The organism is Vreelandella indica (genome assembly GCF_037070225.1).
GTDB lineage: Bacteria > Pseudomonadota > Gammaproteobacteria > Pseudomonadales > Halomonadaceae > Vreelandella > Vreelandella arctica.
Genome location: NZ_JBANSO010000008.1, coordinates 15750 through 28292, shown reverse-complemented (window position 1 = coordinate 28292; position 12543 = coordinate 15750). Strand labels below are relative to the sequence as shown.

The 12543-nt window shown below is 49.3% G+C and carries 14 protein-coding genes; 10 read left to right on the top strand and 4 right to left on the bottom strand.

Annotated elements, in window-relative coordinates; translation table 11 throughout:
- Nucleotides 1-62 precede the first annotated feature (62 nt).
- Both V8L71_RS07135 and V8L71_RS07130 read left to right on the top strand, forming a co-directional pair.
- Nucleotides 63-902 carry a cytochrome c oxidase assembly protein gene (locus V8L71_RS07135; protein WP_336273640.1) on the top strand — a complete coding sequence of 280 codons (840 nt, stop codon included), beginning with the start codon at nucleotides 63-65 and terminating at the stop codon, nucleotides 900-902.
- Between the two features lie 4 nt (nucleotides 903-906).
- On the top strand, nucleotides 907-1491 hold the full coding sequence (locus tag V8L71_RS07130; protein ID WP_336273639.1) for an SCO family protein: 585 nt from the start codon (nucleotides 907-909) through the stop codon (nucleotides 1489-1491).
- Nucleotides 1492-1627: 136 nt separating this feature from the next.
- Here the strand turns inward: V8L71_RS07130 and V8L71_RS07125 are convergent, their stop codons facing one another.
- The 4 genes from V8L71_RS07125 to V8L71_RS07110 all read right to left on the bottom strand — a co-directional run bounded on the left by V8L71_RS07125 (nucleotide 1628) and on the right by V8L71_RS07110 (nucleotide 3763).
- Entirely contained in the window at nucleotides 1628-2131 is a 504-nt protein-coding gene (locus tag V8L71_RS07125) for a ferritin-like domain-containing protein (RefSeq protein WP_336273638.1), read from the bottom strand.
- Nucleotides 2132-2177: 46 nt separating this feature from the next.
- Complete coding sequence (locus V8L71_RS07120; protein WP_336273637.1) at nucleotides 2178-3002, bottom strand: manganese catalase family protein; 825 nt, start codon at nucleotides 3000-3002, stop codon at nucleotides 2178-2180.
- A gap of 216 nt (nucleotides 3003-3218) precedes the next feature.
- Complete coding sequence (locus V8L71_RS07115) at nucleotides 3219-3410, bottom strand: hypothetical protein (protein WP_336273636.1); 192 nt, start codon at nucleotides 3408-3410, stop codon at nucleotides 3219-3221.
- A gap of 68 nt (nucleotides 3411-3478) precedes the next feature.
- The gene (locus tag V8L71_RS07110; protein ID WP_008959991.1) at nucleotides 3479-3763 is read right to left on the bottom strand and encodes a con-10 family general stress protein; all 285 of its coding nucleotides are present in this window, start codon (nucleotides 3761-3763) and stop codon (nucleotides 3479-3481) included.
- Between the two features lie 838 nt (nucleotides 3764-4601).
- Here V8L71_RS07110 and V8L71_RS07105 point away from each other — a divergent pair.
- From V8L71_RS07105 to V8L71_RS07070, 8 genes are all read left to right on the top strand, one after another.
- Nucleotides 4602-6407, top strand: coding sequence for a thiamine pyrophosphate-requiring protein (locus V8L71_RS07105; protein WP_336273635.1), 1806 nt, complete (start codon nucleotides 4602-4604; stop codon nucleotides 6405-6407).
- The gene (locus V8L71_RS07100; protein ID WP_336273634.1) at nucleotides 6407-7705 is read left to right on the top strand and encodes a cytochrome P450; all 1299 of its coding nucleotides are present in this window, start codon (nucleotides 6407-6409) and stop codon (nucleotides 7703-7705) included. Before V8L71_RS07105 ends, V8L71_RS07100 begins: the two co-directional genes overlap by 1 nt.
- Before the next feature lie 34 nt (nucleotides 7706-7739).
- Nucleotides 7740-8048: a hypothetical protein gene (locus V8L71_RS07095; protein ID WP_336273633.1), complete on the top strand. Its 309-nt coding sequence runs from the start codon at nucleotides 7740-7742 to the stop codon at nucleotides 8046-8048.
- 70 nt (nucleotides 8049-8118) lie between these two features.
- Nucleotides 8119-8409: a hypothetical protein gene (locus V8L71_RS07090; protein ID WP_336273632.1), complete on the top strand. Its 291-nt coding sequence runs from the start codon at nucleotides 8119-8121 to the stop codon at nucleotides 8407-8409.
- A 206-nt stretch (nucleotides 8410-8615) separates the two neighbouring features.
- A complete protein-coding gene (locus tag V8L71_RS07085; RefSeq protein ID WP_336273631.1) occupies nucleotides 8616-9353 on the top strand; it encodes a transporter substrate-binding domain-containing protein in 738 nt (245 codons plus the stop codon).
- Nucleotides 9350-10294, top strand: a complete 945-nt coding sequence (locus V8L71_RS07080; RefSeq protein WP_176304629.1) for a cation efflux transmembrane domain-containing protein — start codon at nucleotides 9350-9352, stop codon at nucleotides 10292-10294. The genes V8L71_RS07085 and V8L71_RS07080 overlap by 4 nt, the downstream gene beginning before the upstream one ends.
- Nucleotides 10295-10369: 75 nt before the next feature.
- A complete protein-coding gene (locus V8L71_RS07075) occupies nucleotides 10370-11404 on the top strand; it encodes a sodium:calcium antiporter (RefSeq protein WP_336273630.1) in 1035 nt (344 codons plus the stop codon).
- A gap of 60 nt (nucleotides 11405-11464) precedes the next feature.
- Nucleotides 11465-12490 (top strand): potassium channel family protein, encoded by a 1026-nt coding sequence (locus V8L71_RS07070; protein ID WP_336273629.1) that lies wholly within the window; start codon nucleotides 11465-11467, stop codon nucleotides 12488-12490.
- Nucleotides 12491-12543: the final 53 nt, after the last annotated feature.

Sequence of the window (12543 nt, the reverse complement as noted above, 5' to 3'; positions counted from 1 at the left end):
GAATCGGGAAAGTTTTTCTGTAGTGTCTATCCTTACCACTGTGCTGCTATTTAGGAGGTGTAATGGGGGAGTTCGACAGTAGCCTTGCTTATCTGCTGCCTTGGGAATTCTCCCCTAGCTGGACTCTCGCCTGCCTGGCTGGCGCAGGTCTCTATGTCCGCGGCCTGCTTCATCGGCGGCGCTGTGGTCTGCATGAAGGATTCTGGCGCCCTTTCGCCTTTTTCTTGGGTATCGTGGCTATTTATACGGTGTCTCAGACACATTTCGATTATTTAGCGCAGTACATGTTTTTCGTCCACCGCGGCCAGCATCTAGTGCTTCATCATTTAGCGCCGTTTCTGATCGCCTTGTCGGCCCCGCTGGCAATACTCACCGCAGGTATACCGCATCGGGTGAGAAATTTGCCAACGGTTACTTTCGCTGCGCAGATGCTCAAGCCCGGTTATCGACTTTTGCAGCAACCGGTAATCGCTCCACTGCTGTTCGTGGGCCTGATTTACTTCTGGTTAATTCCCCAGGTTCATTTCGACGCGATGCTGAGTCATCGTCTCTACCAGTTGATGAACTGGAGCATGCTGGTTGATGGGCTACTCTTCTGGTGGTTAATACTCGATTCCCGGTCGCCCGCAAGTGGCGGGCTCAGCTATGGCGTACGCATTACCCTGTTGCTTGCCGTGGTGCCGCCCCAGATGTTGCTGGGCGCCTACCTCACCTTCAGCCATAACGTGCTGTTTGACGTGTATGCCGTTTGTGGCCGTGCCTGGCCACTGGCACCATTAACGGACCAGCGGCTCGGCGGCCTGATCACCTGGATCCCAGCGACCATGATGAGTGTGCTGGCGGTGTTGATCATTATCGGTCGTTTGCTTGGTAAACGTTCGACCATGTATCGCTATGGGTAACGCTATGTATAAGACAGGATGTAAAACCGCGCTGTTGTCAGGGATGCTATGGCTGGTCGGCTGTTCTGACCCAAGCTGGCAAACCAAGGATATTTCCGAGCTTATGCCACCATTGGAGTTCGAGCTAGTCGATGAAGAAGCCCGCTCGGTAACTGAAGCCGACTATGCCGGTGATGTCACCCTGCTCTTCTTCGGATTTACTCATTGCCCGCATATTTGCCCCACCACCCTGGCGAATCTGGCAGCGATTTCGCAGGAATTGGGGGAAGAAGCCCAAAACGACTTGCGAGTACTATTTGTGTCTGTCGACCCTGAGCGCGACGACCCCCCCACGTTGCGAGAGTATACCGACGCATTCGGCCCTGAGTTCACCGGTTTGACCGGTGATGAAGAGGCTTTACAGGCTCTGACGCGCCGCTACCGCGTGACGTACGGTTATGGTGAGAAAGACGATGCTGGCAATTACGATGTATCGCACTCCAACGCTGTCTTCGCTTTCGGCCGTGATGGCGACGCTCAGCTACTGATTCGCGAAGATGACCCTAAAGAGGCTGTGATGGCCGACCTGAGCCGCCTTCTGACGCATTGACTCGGCTGGCATAAAAAAACCCCAGCATTATAGCTGGGGAATGGGCTTTGCTCTGATGGGAGAAAGAGCAAATAAAACTATGTCTCAAAAGCTATGTTTCAAAAACCATGTCTCAAAAGCTAGGCCTTAGCAAAGGCTAGGTCTTAGCGCGCAAATCGTCATCCTTATCACGCTCTAAAAATTGCTGAGTAGTATCGTCCAAGTGCTTACTCAGCCAATCGGCCATGGCGATTTCTTCCTGAAGAATCTCTTTACAGACTTGGGCGACCTCAGGTTGTGACGCCATTTCAGCTGCCTTGATAAGGGCTTTATAACTCGCTATCTCAAAATTTTCGAATGCGAAACTCGCAATACCGCCTTTGACCACTTCATCTTCAGCCATCATGCCGCCGACAGCCTGACCAAATGCGGTTAACTCAGCGCCCATATCTTTAATAGATGATGCATTAGCGCCTAACAGCGTTAAACAGTGTTCAAGCTTTTTCGATTGATTTACTGTCTCTTCAATGTGTTCTTCAATACGCTGCTGCAACTGCGGGTAATGCTCTAACCGATGCGCTTGAGATTGCAGCATTTTCTCCGCTTGCTTCTCCATAGCGTGCGCATCTCGCAGCCAATCGACTAAGTGCTTGCTTTCCATTGCAGACTCTCCTTATGACACCACCGTTAGCATACGATTCCTGAACTCAAAGTTGCTCTTTTTGAGCACCTGAGCCCGGCTTTGCTTTTCCTAACGTTGGTTCCTGACCTTCAGGGGCAGGTTGATTAACCACTGTATACTCACTCTTACCATCTAAAGAAGGACCTTCAGCCCACCGTCCTTTCGGTGCTTCTTTGTCGAGCAGCGTATTAAGGTAGTAGTAGGAGTGTTGCATATTCTCATGGTCTTCAGGCGTCGAGTTGGGAATAGGCAACTGCGATTTCATGCCGCCTAACTCCTCAATGACCGCCAGCCACTGCTGCTGGTGATACGTATCACGGGCAATAAGGAAAGATAGGAAATCCTTCATGCCATGATCGTCCGTCCAGTTATAGAGACGTGAGGCAAGTACTCGGCCACCCGCTTCTGCTGTGGCGTTTGCCAACATATCAGCCCCGATATTACCGGTCGCGTATACGTGGCTCATATCAAACGGCACACCATTGGAGTTGACCGGCATCGCGGACAGGCCAGAAGATAACAAATGGCGTGGATTGGCACCGCCTAGAATGGCATTCATGACAGGATCTTTAGCAGTTGCTTCTTGATATGAAACAGGTGCCCCTTCTAAATTAAGCGCAACCGCGTGTCCCAACATTTCGATATGCGATAACTCTTCTGTCGCCGTCGACATCAGCATATCGCGAATGCGGTCATCACCGCGCGCGCCCATCGCTTGGAAGAAATACTGCATCGCAACGCGTATTTCGCCTTCGATACCACCAATGGCCTGCTGAAGCAGCATCGCAAACTCAGGGTTTGGCTTATCGACTTTCACTGGATACTGCAATTTACCGGAATGATGAAACATAGGTTGCACTCCTTGTAGGTAAACTGTCAGGAATTCCTTCCCCTGACAGTGTGCTTAAGGCTCTTCCTTAAGTAGCTGGGTAGCTTCCAATGCAATAACCATTAAGGGTTCCTTCCCTTGTTGGTAAACTTCCGCTCATCCTTGAGCACTTTCATTGCGTCCTTTGCCTGGGCTGCTAGGAAACGCCATCCTTGGCTTTCAACTTACAGCTTGTCTTTAAGCAACTTTTTTTGCTTCCTGAGCAATGTCATCGTATTGGCGTGCTACTCGATCAAAAAACGCCTTAGCTTCTTGATCCGAACTGCTATCGGCATCGCGAGAAAACTGTGAACAAAGATTAGCGCCTTGCGAAGCGTGATATAGCGTACTGACCATATCAAAATCTTTATCCTTAATGGGATTGCTCATAGCGGTCTCCTACGACAGTCGCGAAATTAACGCGAACTTAACTAAATCACTTCATTAAAGAGAAGTGGTTAGCTTTGTCCATTACCGCCATGGCTGTTCTTCCCGCCTTTCTTGCCTGCTTCTGAAGCGCGTTCCGGATCATTAGCGAAGTTACCTCCGCTTTCTTGGCCACCTTTATGGCCAATGTCTTCATAAAATTCTTGGCTATGGGAGTCAGCAGTCGCATCACCACCCTTCTTACCGGCTTCAGAAGCGCGTTTCGGGTCATTGGCAAAATTACCGCCGCTTACTTGGCCGCCTTTGTGGCCTGCTTCCTCACGTGACATTCCTTGGTCTTTACGTTTATCAACCATGATAAAACTCCTTTAGTGGAACAATTAAAACCTTTCGTCTTAATCACTCGCCTTTTCTAACCGAGCACTATGGAGAATAGTCACCAAGCTGAGCACTTCAAGCCACCTGAACTTTAAATAGTGCTTTTTAATTTTTATCAAAAAGAACATTTAATATAAGTCAAACAAAAGTGCCACTCATTCAATTTAAAAACAATGACTTAAAATTAAATAATATTTAATAACATACATTATAAACCAACTATTTAGCAGCAAAACTAATTAGTTATTGTTTTTTAGCTTTATAATAGCGTTACTGAAGGGGTTACTGCTCACCTACTGCACCGCTACCTGGAAAGCCACCTCTGCTTCTACCAGCTCACCGATGTAAAAGGTTAAGCACTTTTCTTGAGGGAGCATGGCAGGGAGAGGCATGTAGCAATAAAACCGTAAAAAATCTTCTACTTATGTTAAAAATAACTTTTACTTACCCAGCAACTGGACGTCACACCCACCTAATGCCTACAGTATTTTAGGTATGACTTCAAGCTCTCAACTAGCATCTAACTCACCTTAAATATGTGTAATAGTCGGCTTAAAGGATTGAACAATAACGCATATTTCTTTAGCTGAGGCTGGTGACTAACAAAGCATATTTACCACTATATTGGCTGTTTAGCTTGCGCCATTTCATAGAGAAAGGTATAGAGAAAATTTTGTCGTTTGTGTAAAGACATAGGTAGCAGCATCATTTCCTTTCTGCCTGTTACCACCATCAAAGAAGGCCTTTTAATTTCAAACATTTTTTAAATAACGGTTACCTGAACTAACCACCACGGCATGAGATAGGAGGTCAGGGATGACACAAGAAGTCAGCGACTTCATCATTGATAGGCTGAAACAGTGGAAGGTATCGCACATTTTCGGTTATTCCGGGGACGGTAATAATGGATTGATGGGCGCGCTCAATCGCGCTGACGACTCGATTACCTTTGTACAGCCACGGCATGAGGAAATGGCAGCATTCATGGCTTGTGGTTATGCAAAATATACCGGCGAGGTGGGCGTTTGCATGGCGACCTCCGGGCCTGGCGCGATCCATCTACTTAACGGCCTTTACGACGCTAAAAAAGATCACGTACCGGTCGTCGCTATCGTAGGCCAGCAGGCCAGCACAGCGTTAGGTGGTGAATACCAGCAAGAAGTGGACTTGGTCTCTTTATTTAAGGATGTGGCAGGTGATTTTGTACATCTGGCGACTAGCCCGGGGCAAGTTCGACACCTAATTGATCGCGCCATGCGCATCGCCGCCGGTGAGCGTACCGTTACCGCTATTGTGGTTCCTAACGATTTACAGTCCCAAAAAGCGGTTGAGACGCCTGCACACGCCCACGGCACAGTTCACTCTGGCGTTGGTTATACGTCAGCAACTGTCATGCCTGATGAACAGTCCCTTGCTCATGCCGCTGACGTATTGAATGCTGGCAAGCGGGTCGCCATTTTGATCGGCGCTGGGGCCAGAGGCGCTGAAAAAGAAGTAGAAGAAGTGGCGAACCTTCTTGGCGCGGGTGTTGCTAAAGCCCTGCTTGGACGGGATGTACTGCCCGATGACTTACCTTACGTCACGGGGTCGATTGGACTATTGGGCACCAACCCCAGTTGGACCCTAATGTCTGAGTGCGACACCTTATTAATGATTGGTTCAAGCTTTCCCTATTCGGAGTTTTTACCCCAAGAGGGACAAGCAAGCGGTGTACAGATAGATATTGAACCCCGCATGCTCAGCATGCGTTACCCAATGGACGTTAACCTCACCGGTGATACCCGCAGTACGCTTCAGGCGCTCATACCGCTGCTGAAGCATAAAAGTGATCGAGATTGGCGGCAGGCTATTGAAGCAGCCGTCGCTGAATGGTGGGAGTTATTGCGTGAACGTGCCATGAGCGACGCAAACCCCATCAATCCTCAACGCGTATTTTGGGAAGCATCCCCGCGCTTGCCAGACCGCTGCTTACTCAGTTGTGACTCCGGCTCGGCAACCAACTGGTACGCGCGCGACCTTAAGTTTCGCGCGGGTATGCGCGGCTCGGTTTCAGGCGGCCTGGCAACCATGGGAAACGCGGTACCCTACGCCATAGCAGCCAAATTTGCTTACCCTGAGCGTGTTTCGATCGCTTTTGTGGGCGACGGTGCCATGCAAATGAGCGGCAATGCTGAACTGCTCACTATTGGTAAATACTGGAGACGCTGGGAAGATCCACGGCTCATTGTGATCGTTCTTAATAACCGCGATCTTAACCAAGTCACCTGGGAGATGCGTGTCCAGGATGGCGACCCTAAATATGAAGCATCGCAGGACTTGCCTGCCTTTTCCTACGCTCAGTATGCCGAACTGGTTGGCTTGAAAGGCATTGAGGTAACCAATCCAGAGCAGATTGGTAGTGCCTGGGATCAGGCCATTGCCAATAACTGCCCCACCGTTATTGATTTTCATACAGATCCTGACATTCCCCCTATCCCTCCTCATCTTTCCAAACAGCAGGCAAAGGCCTATATGTCAGCAATGCTGCATGGGGACCCTGATGCACTAGAAACCGTTAAAGCGTCCTTAAAGCAGTTTTCCAAAAGCTTTATTGCTAAAGCGCCTCGCCTCGGGAGGCATTAATGGGCCGCAATGATGAGCCGCCGCTGGCGAGGTGGGAGTGTACGTATCCATTAGCACGCAGTGGTTACCCTTATATTTCGGCGCAATGTGAGCGGTTAGGAACAAACCTCTTCCGCTCACGCTTAATGTTTAAAAAAACACTATTTATGAGGGGCGAAGAGGCCGCCGAGCTCTTTTACGATGATGCACGTTTCAGCCGTGAGAATGCGGCGCCCACACGGTTGAAAAAGACGCTATTTGGTGAAGGGGGAATCCAAGGGCTGGAAGGAGAGGCGCATCATCAACGCAAAGCCCTGTTTCTTTCATTAATGTCTCAGTCGCGCATTGATGAACTCATGCAGCTGGTCGAGCAGCATTGGCAATTGCGCCTCAATTATTGGGAGGCGCAAGCATCGATCACCCTGCTTGATGAACTTCATCACATTTTATGCCGGGCAGCCTGCGCTTGGTGCGGTATTCCGCTACACAATGTAGATGCTCCAGAGATGGCCGAGCAATTAGTACTCATGATTGAAGGCGGCGCTGCTATCGGGCCCAAGCATTGGGCAAGCCGCCGGGCACGGCGTCAAACTGAAAATGCGTTACTAGATTTAATCAAGCAGTACCGACAAGGGCTGCATGAAGTCGACCCCGTATTACCATTCGCTACGTTTGTTGATTTTCGTGACGCCCAGGGCAAGCCTCTACCCAATCGCATTGTTGCCGTGGAGTTGCTTAATATAATCCGACCCATCGTGGCTGTGGCAAGGTACATGGTGTTTGCCGTATTGGCGATGCATGAACACCCGGACTGTTATGAAAAACTCAAGCACCAAGGGTCAAGCCATTATCGTCGGCACTTCATTCAAGAGGTCAGGCGTTATTACCCTTTTTTTCCATTTCTAGCCGCTCGCGTTAACGCTGACTTTACTTGGCAAGGCTATCGCTTTAAGCGCGGTCGGCAAGCGATTCTTGATCTCTACGGTACCAATCATGACGCCCATCGCTGGGAAGCACCCGACCAGTTCTATCCTGAACGTTTCGAGCAGGAAGAGGTTGATGTGCATCGCTTTGCAATGATTCCTCAAGGCGGTAGCGATCATGCTACTCAGCATCGCTGCCCCGGTGAGTGGATCACACTGGCACTAATCGACTTGGCAATTGAGAAATTCATTCACCAGCTTCGCTATGACGTACCGTGGCAGGATCTTACGGTCGATCTCAATGTAATACCGGCTCGCCCACGAAGCGGCTTTATCATTTCTAATATTCGCTCTATTAATTCTTCTCAGCCCAGCGCTGAGGAAGAGCACTTTTAAGGCATTGTTTTTTTAATAACGCAGGAGAAAAGCCATGAATCATCAATCAAACGACATAAAGAGTAACGAAACCAAAAAAGCAGAACAGCTCATCGACAAGGACATTCCCGATGTCGATGAAAATACTGACCATAAGAGCTCTCACCATCAAGAACCCAAACCCTTTCGGCCAGACGAGAATGTGGATAATCAGAAAGCTGAGGAGTCTCCATCATCACCAGGTCATAACACTTCTATTAAGGAAGCACCTATCCCGGGTGCCCAACTGACTAAGGAGAAAAAAAAGCATAAAGACAATATTGATCAAAAATCAGCCAAGGCCGATCCCAAAAGCAGTGAATAGCATAAATGATAGCGTGCTATTGATGCGTTTAGGCCACTATTATTAAACTTAATTTTGCGAGGCAGTTACCGTGAAAAACCCAGTTTACGATGATAAACAGCAGCTTATAGGGCACTTTGTTAAAGATAAATATCTGAAACGGGTAGCGCTTGAAGCAAGCGATGGGAATACGTACAGCATTCCTACCCAGGAATTAACCCGCCAAGATGACCACTGGATACTGGCCAAGCCGTTGAGTGAGTATGTAAAGCTGTCTACTTATCAAAAACAACAGGAGCATGTCGATGAGCTGAGCGATGAAAGCTTTCCTGCAAGCGATCCACCGGATTTCACATTAGGAAAAAATGGACTTAATCAATAGGCAGGGAATACTAGTTTAAATTGACTGCTAGAAAGCATTTTGTGCTGATTCAATTAAATAAAATGAAGCCAATTGCTTAGTCTAGCAGTTATTTTTAGCTAATGTGATTAGTTAACAACGGGACCAACATGCCACCTATTATCACAAGCTACTGCTTTGCTAGTTAATCAATGCTGGCCAACTTCGCCATTACCAGGGAGCTGCAAATGCAAACCAAAAAAGATCAGAACTCTTTTTGGTCTAAGCGCGCACTCTTATTCATTGTATTAGGGATATTACCTGCGTTGGCCCTGCTAGGATGCCGCTATCCTAGCGATATAGAACATACGATGGAAAGAATTCAACATGGTGTGCTGGAAGTAGGACTAACTGAGAATTCGCCTTGGGTGATACGTACCAACGATGGCCCTGCTGGACTCGAACCGGATATTATCCGCTCACTGGCTGAACAGTTGAATTCGGAAATCCGCTGGCACTGGGATAGTGAAGATGATTTGCTAGCCGCTCTGCAGCATCACCAACTTGACTTGGTGATAGGAGGATTAACTAATCGCTCTCGCCTGAGCCAACAGGCGGCGCTGACACGCCCTTATTATCAAAGCCGCTATACTGTCGGCTTTCCCTCGGGGGTGCCTTTGCCCAGTTCTTTAAATGGGTTGGAAGTCGCCATTCCTCCCGTAAATCACATGCATGCAGCGCTCAAAGAAAAAAATGCCAAGCCGGTCAAAGTTACCGAGGTTACTCGTACTGAAAGCCCCATCGCCGCGCCTACATGGTGGTTATCGGCCCATGGGTTGATTGCCGGTCCTTGGGAGATAATTATCGATAAGCATGTGATGGCGCTGCCCAAAGGTGAGAACGCTTGGATGCTGGCATTGCAACGCCACCTTAATGGCTACTCCAACATTGAGCAGCAACTGCAACAACTGGAGGCGGCGCAATGAAAATAAGGCAAGTGTATCAACTGCCCCCTGATAAACAGAAAGACCTTGATTACCTGGTACGGCTTGAATGGTGGAACCTGGGGTTTCGCATTTCAATCGTCGGCGTATTGGCATTAGTGTTGGGTAGTAGTCAGGCCATGAGAGTGGCTTGGTTTGAAGATATGCTCTCTTTAATCCCTCCTATCGCCTTTCTGATCGCAATGCGTTATCGCAACCGAGCCCCTAATGCGATCTTTCCATATGGGTATCAACGTGCCACGAGTATCGCCTTCCTCTGTGCAGCCACCGCCCTGGCGCTACTCGGCGGTATTCTGTTACTTGATTCGCTACTAAAGCTCGCCAAGATGGAACATCCCAGCATTGGCGCCGTCGAGCTCTTCGGCACCACTTTCTGGATGGGGTGGTTAATGATTGGTGCGCTGATTTATAGCGTCATACCTCCCGTCATTATCGGTCATCTACAGATGAAAGCCGCCAAAAAAGTGCATGAAAAAACGGTGTTTGTTGATGGCAAGATGAGCAAGGCGGACTGGATGACTGGGCTTGCCGCTATCGCCGGAATCGTCGGCGTTGGCGCTGGCCTATGGTGGGCGGACGCGTTGGCGGGCGCGCTTATCGCGCTTGATGTCACCAAGGATGGCGTGACTAATGTGAAGGAGGCGGTGGGTGACCTTCTCGACCGAAGACCCCGTTTTACTTCTAAAGCGGAGCCGGAACACCTTGCTGAAGAACTGGAAGAACAATTATGTGCCATGGGGTGGGTCGCCAGTGCCGCCGTGCGCTTACGTGAGGAAGGGCACATTTTTAGCGGAGAAGCGTTTGTGGTGCCCCATAGCGATGAGAATTTGGCACAACACTTACGCGACGCTGCTCAGTTTTTAAACCATTACGATTGGCGTATTTATGAAGTAGTGGTGACGGCTTGGCCCAGTGAAAACTGAATCGAATTGCCGATATTGTGAAGCTTTTCACCATTATCGAAATCCCGAGACGAGATACCCTGACCGGGTTCATTTATGCTCACATTACTTAGTAATATGTCGCTAACCGCCGCTTTTGCACTGTTCAGCGTTTGCGCAGTCGTTATTGGCATCATTGGCACCCGGCTTGCGCGGATTGTCGACGACCTCGCTGATCGTACCGGATTAGGTGAGGCGATAGCTGGTGCTGTCTTACTTGGGATGGCTACCTCACTCTCAGGCATTGTGGTATCGGTCTCTTCCGCCTGGACCGATAAACCTGAACTGGCAATGAGTAATGCGCTGGGCGGTATCGCTGTTCAAACGCTATTTTTAACGATCGCTGACATGGTATATCGGCGCGCTAACCTCGAACACGCCGCGGCCTCCCTTGGCAATCTGATTCAGGGCGCCTTATTGCTGTGCTTACTCAGCCTATTGTTGTTAGGTCGCTTTACGCCCGAATGGACTTTCTGGCAAGTACACCTCATCACACCGCTGCTATTTATTGCTTACCTGTTTGGGCTAAAGCTGGTTAAAAATGCCCAAACCCGCCCGATGTGGTCCCCAACTCGTACGCATGAGACGCGTGAAGACCAGCCTGATGAGTCGCCTGGAAAGCTAACGCTGGTGCGGTTATGGCTGTTATTTGTGGGTCTCGCGCTTACGATCGGCATTACCGGCTGGTTACTGGAACGCAGCGCTACGGTGATTGCGGCAGAAACCGGCCTTAGCCAAGCGGCTGTCGGCGTTCTGCTGACCTCAATAGTGACATCACTACCTGAGCTGGTAACAACGGTTGCGGCGGTGCGCCGTGGGGCACTCACACTCGCGGTGGCAGGCATTATTGGCGGCAATGCGTTTGATACCCTGTTTGCCGCTGCATCAGATGTGGCTTACCGAGGCGGCTCGATTTACCACGTCATTCCCGATCAGGTAATGTTATGGGTTGCTCTCGCGGTGTTAATGACAGGGGTTTTAATGCTTGGCCTGTTGCATCGCCAAGAGCAAGGGCCTGGCCGTATTGGCTTTGAAAGCATGGTCATTATCGGCCTCTATTTGGCGGGAATAGCGATATTAATGGTGAACTAGATTAATGGGGAACTAGCCACCGCAAGGTAGCGGCACATTAACACCAAAGGAGCATTGTTAGTGATTGGAAGCACGTTAATAGGGGTCATAGGCACCTTACTTATTTTACTGGTGGTTTACGACGCTATTCGCACCACTTTATCGGTATCTAGTTCAGGTCCGCTGACTAACCGGTTGGTCAGTGGGCTATGGTTTATGCTGCTAGGTATTCATCAGCGACGAAAGAGCCATACCATGTTGTCCTCTACGGGCCCATGGATAACGATGACGTTACTGCTGACATGGTTTCTAGTCGCTTGGCTGGGTTGGTTTTTACTATTTTGTAGTTCACCTCAGGCCGTGGTGCTGTCTTCTTCAAACGCCACCGCTAGCTTAGTTGAGCGCGCCTACTATACGGGCTACACACTCACGACGTTGGGCTATGGTGACTTTGTTGCCGGTAATGATAATTGGCGTCTTCCACCTGTCTTGGCTGCGGCTAACGGTTTTTTCCTTTTTACGATATCGATTACTTATATTTTGAATATCATCACCAATGTTATTCAAAAGCGCCAAACATCCCTCACCATCAGTGCGCTGGGCGAAAATCCACGGCAAATACTCGCGTCTACGAACGGCGACGGAAAATTTGCAACACTGATCAGCCAACTTCAGCCGTTACAACAATCCATCAGTACCTTAGGCCAGCAGCATTTAGCCTATCCAATCCTGCACTATTATCACAGTGAGAGCAGCAGCAAAGCGCTTTCGCTAGCCATAGCACGCTTATACCAAGCTATTGTCATTGCCTGCTTTGCCAGCACCAGGCTAGATCCCACTTCGCGTGAGCAGTTATTGATCACACGAAAAGCAATTGAGCAATTCCTGGATACGCTCGGTAGTGCTTTCATTCATCCTAGCCAACATATCCCTGATATTCCTGCGTTTAATGGCTATGCCGACTTACCAGGCGTCGAGGCATCGAACACCGAGATCCAGGACTATTTAGCCTCACTGCCCTACCAGAAAATCTTGGTGGCATTTGTTCATAAGGACGGCTGGCAGTGGCAGGATGTATGGCAAACAGAGAATGGAAGGGGTGCTTAGCGCATGCAGCGACTGAAATGAAATCGATGATTCATAGGGTGGACAGCCCAATA

Coding starts and splice junctions, on each gene's coding strand:
- V8L71_RS07135 (WP_336273640.1), top strand. CDS start 63: ATGGGGGAGTTCGACAGTAGCCTTGCTTATCTGCTGCCTTGGGAATTC.
- V8L71_RS07130 (WP_336273639.1), top strand. CDS start 907: ATGTATAAGACAGGATGTAAAACCGCGCTGTTGTCAGGGATGCTATGG.
- V8L71_RS07125 (WP_336273638.1), bottom strand. CDS start 2,131: ATGGAAAGCAAGCACTTAGTCGATTGGCTGCGAGATGCGCACGCTATG.
- V8L71_RS07120 (WP_336273637.1), bottom strand. CDS start 3,002: ATGTTTCATCATTCCGGTAAATTGCAGTATCCAGTGAAAGTCGATAAG.
- V8L71_RS07115 (WP_336273636.1), bottom strand. CDS start 3,410: ATGAGCAATCCCATTAAGGATAAAGATTTTGATATGGTCAGTACGCTA.
- V8L71_RS07110 (WP_008959991.1), bottom strand. CDS start 3,763: ATGGTTGATAAACGTAAAGACCAAGGAATGTCACGTGAGGAAGCAGGC.
- V8L71_RS07105 (WP_336273635.1), top strand. CDS start 4,602: ATGACACAAGAAGTCAGCGACTTCATCATTGATAGGCTGAAACAGTGG.
- V8L71_RS07100 (WP_336273634.1), top strand. CDS start 6,407: ATGGGCCGCAATGATGAGCCGCCGCTGGCGAGGTGGGAGTGTACGTAT.
- V8L71_RS07095 (WP_336273633.1), top strand. CDS start 7,740: ATGAATCATCAATCAAACGACATAAAGAGTAACGAAACCAAAAAAGCA.
- V8L71_RS07085 (WP_336273631.1), top strand. CDS start 8,616: ATGCAAACCAAAAAAGATCAGAACTCTTTTTGGTCTAAGCGCGCACTC.
- V8L71_RS07080 (WP_176304629.1), top strand. CDS start 9,350: ATGAAAATAAGGCAAGTGTATCAACTGCCCCCTGATAAACAGAAAGAC.
- V8L71_RS07075 (WP_336273630.1), top strand. CDS start 10,370: ATGCTCACATTACTTAGTAATATGTCGCTAACCGCCGCTTTTGCACTG.